The organism is Bacillus sp. P4_D3 (assembly GCF_056401855.1).
In genome coordinates this window covers 1-2394 of record NZ_JBFUIN010000490.1, presented here as the reverse complement: position 1 = coordinate 2394, position 2394 = coordinate 1, and the positions used below count along the sequence as shown (strand labels likewise).

2 protein-coding genes and 1 riboswitch are annotated in these 2394 nt (G+C 39.6%); both genes read left to right on the top strand.

Going from position 1 to position 2394, the window contains the following annotated elements:
- The coding region (locus tag AC1DTM_RS23155; RefSeq protein ID WP_477000983.1) for an AAA domain-containing protein at nt 1-796 on the top strand (796 nt) is incomplete at its 5' end.
- 75 nt (nt 797-871) lie between these two features.
- A riboswitch (SAM riboswitch) is annotated at nt 872-973 on the top strand.
- An 87-nt stretch (nt 974-1060) separates the two neighbouring features.
- On the top strand, nt 1061-2266 hold the full coding sequence (locus AC1DTM_RS23150) for a M20 family metallopeptidase (RefSeq protein WP_002168060.1): 1206 nt from the start codon (nt 1061-1063) through the stop codon (nt 2264-2266).
- Nucleotides 2267-2394 lie beyond the last annotated feature (128 nt).

Genomic DNA, 2394 nt, shown 5'->3' with positions numbered 1-2394 from the left:
GTTAGACGGTGTTCAATCTATCGGTGTTGTTACACCTTACAGGGCGCAGTCCCGCTTTTTATCAACGTGTATTAGAGAAATGTTGCAGAAAACTAAATATCAACACATACCAGTTTTAGCGGCGACAGTTCATAAGTTTCAAGGGTCCGAAAGAGATATGATGATCTTTGATACGGTTGATAGTTACCCACAAGAACGCCCTGGTGTGTTATTCTTTGATCATAAAAACCATCGTCTTGTCAATGTAGCAGTAACGAGAGCGAGAGGAAAGTTCATTCAATTATCAGATTGCCACTACATGCGTAAAAATCTGTCGAGAAAACAAGCGTTATCGCAATTAACCGCTCATATAGAACGTCACGGAGATGTGTATGATCGGACGACATCAAGACAAGTGTGGGAGCGAAAAATCTCGAAACGATTACGTTGGTTTATGGAAATGAATCTTGAAGAGCCGAAAGGGCTATTAAAAGATATTTTAGCGGCAAAACGAAAAATTATCATTTCCCTTCCAAGTACAAGGCAAGTTGATAAACGAGTATGGCAAGCGTTAATGCGTACGAATGCGCAAATAACAGTTTATAGTGATGGACCAGTTCCATTAAAAAATATAAAGTTACAAAGGCAAAATAAAGCATTCCCGTTTATAGTAATCGATGATGAAATCTTTTGGGCAGGAGCACCTCTTACATCTCAAATGATGTTTGAAGGTAGTATGGAATTTCCGTACATATGTGCAAGAATGCAAGCACCTGAAACAATTGGTGTATTAAAAGGGTTTTTAGATATTCGGTAAATTCGGATAGGAATTCCTTGACTTTTACTTGGAATAAACTTAGAATAAAAATAATTTAATATAATTTTATGAAAATTCTTATCACGAGAGGTTGAGGGACTGGCCCTATGACACCTCGGCAGCGGATTCTTTATGAATACTGTGCCAATTCCAGCAAGGTAACTTGAAAGATAAGAAAGAAGCTCATTTTGACTGTATATGCCAAAGCCTCTTTCTATCTTTTAGAAAGAGGCTTTTTTACGTAAAAATAAAGGGGGAAGAAAAATGGGAGCGACAGGAGTAACGTCACAAAGAAAAACAATTGAAGAGAGTATAGAAAGAAATAAGGAAAAGTACATAGAAACAAGTCATAATATTCATGCGAATCCGGAGATTGGTAACCAAGAATTTTATGCATCAAGAACGTTAAGTTTATTGCTAGGTAGTGCAGGATTTCAATTGCAACATAATATAGCTGGTCATGAAACAGGATTTATCGCGCGAAAAAGTTCGGGGAAACAAGGACCAGTTATCGCATTTTTAGCCGAGTATGACGCTTTACCAGGACTCGGTCATGCGTGTGGTCACAATTTAATTGGCACAATTAGCGTTGCAGCAGCGATCGCGTTATCAGAAACGCTTGAGGAAATCGGCGGAGAAGTTGTCGTGTTCGGAACACCAGCAGAAGAGGGCGGGCCAAATGGTAGCGCAAAATCGAGTTATGTGAAAGCTGGCTTATTTAAAAACATTGATGCGGCGCTTATGATTCATCCGAGCGGAAAAACAGCTCCAACGAGTCCATCACTAGCGGTCGATCCACTTGATTTTCATTTTTACGGAAAAACAGCTCATGCAGCGGCCTCACCAGAAGAAGGAATTAACGCATTAGATGCGATTATCCAGCTGTATAACGGTATTAATGCACTTCGCCAACAACTTCCGTCAGATGTGAGAATTCATGGTGTTATTACTGAGGGCGGAAAAGCACCTAATATTATTCCTGATTACGCTGCAGCAAGGTTCTTCATCCGCGCAGCAACGAGAAAAAGATGTGCGGAAGTAACAGAGAAAGTAAGAAACATCGCACAAGGGGCAGCGTTAGCAACAGGCACAAAAGTGAAAATTCATCAATTCCAAAATGAAATCGATGAACTACTCGTAACAAAAACATTTAATGACGTCGTAGCGGAAGAGTTAGAACTACTAGGTGAAGATGTAAACCGTAAAGAAAGAGTAGGAATTGGCTCAACAGATGCAGGAAACGTAAGCCAAGTCGTACCGACAATTCATCCGTACATTAAAATCGGTCCAGACGATTTAATTGCGCATACGAATGAATTTAGAGAAGCAGCACGTTCAGAACTTGGAGATAAAGCGCTAATCACATCGGCAAAAGCACTAGCAAATACAGCGTATCGATTAATTACAGAAGAAGGTTTGTTAGAGAAGGTGAAGGAGGAGTTTAGGGAGGCGCGGAAGAATCAAGGATAGGGAAGAAGGAGAATTATACTCGGGATTTTTTAGTAGGAAATTGAATGAAAAAAGAACCAGCCTATGGCTGGTTTTATTATATTATAAAAGAATTTTTCCACATACACTTCATATTTCTACCTTAGTAC

Coding starts and splice junctions, on each gene's coding strand:
- AC1DTM_RS23150 (WP_002168060.1), top strand. CDS start 1,061: ATGGGAGCGACAGGAGTAACGTCACAAAGAAAAACAATTGAAGAGAGT.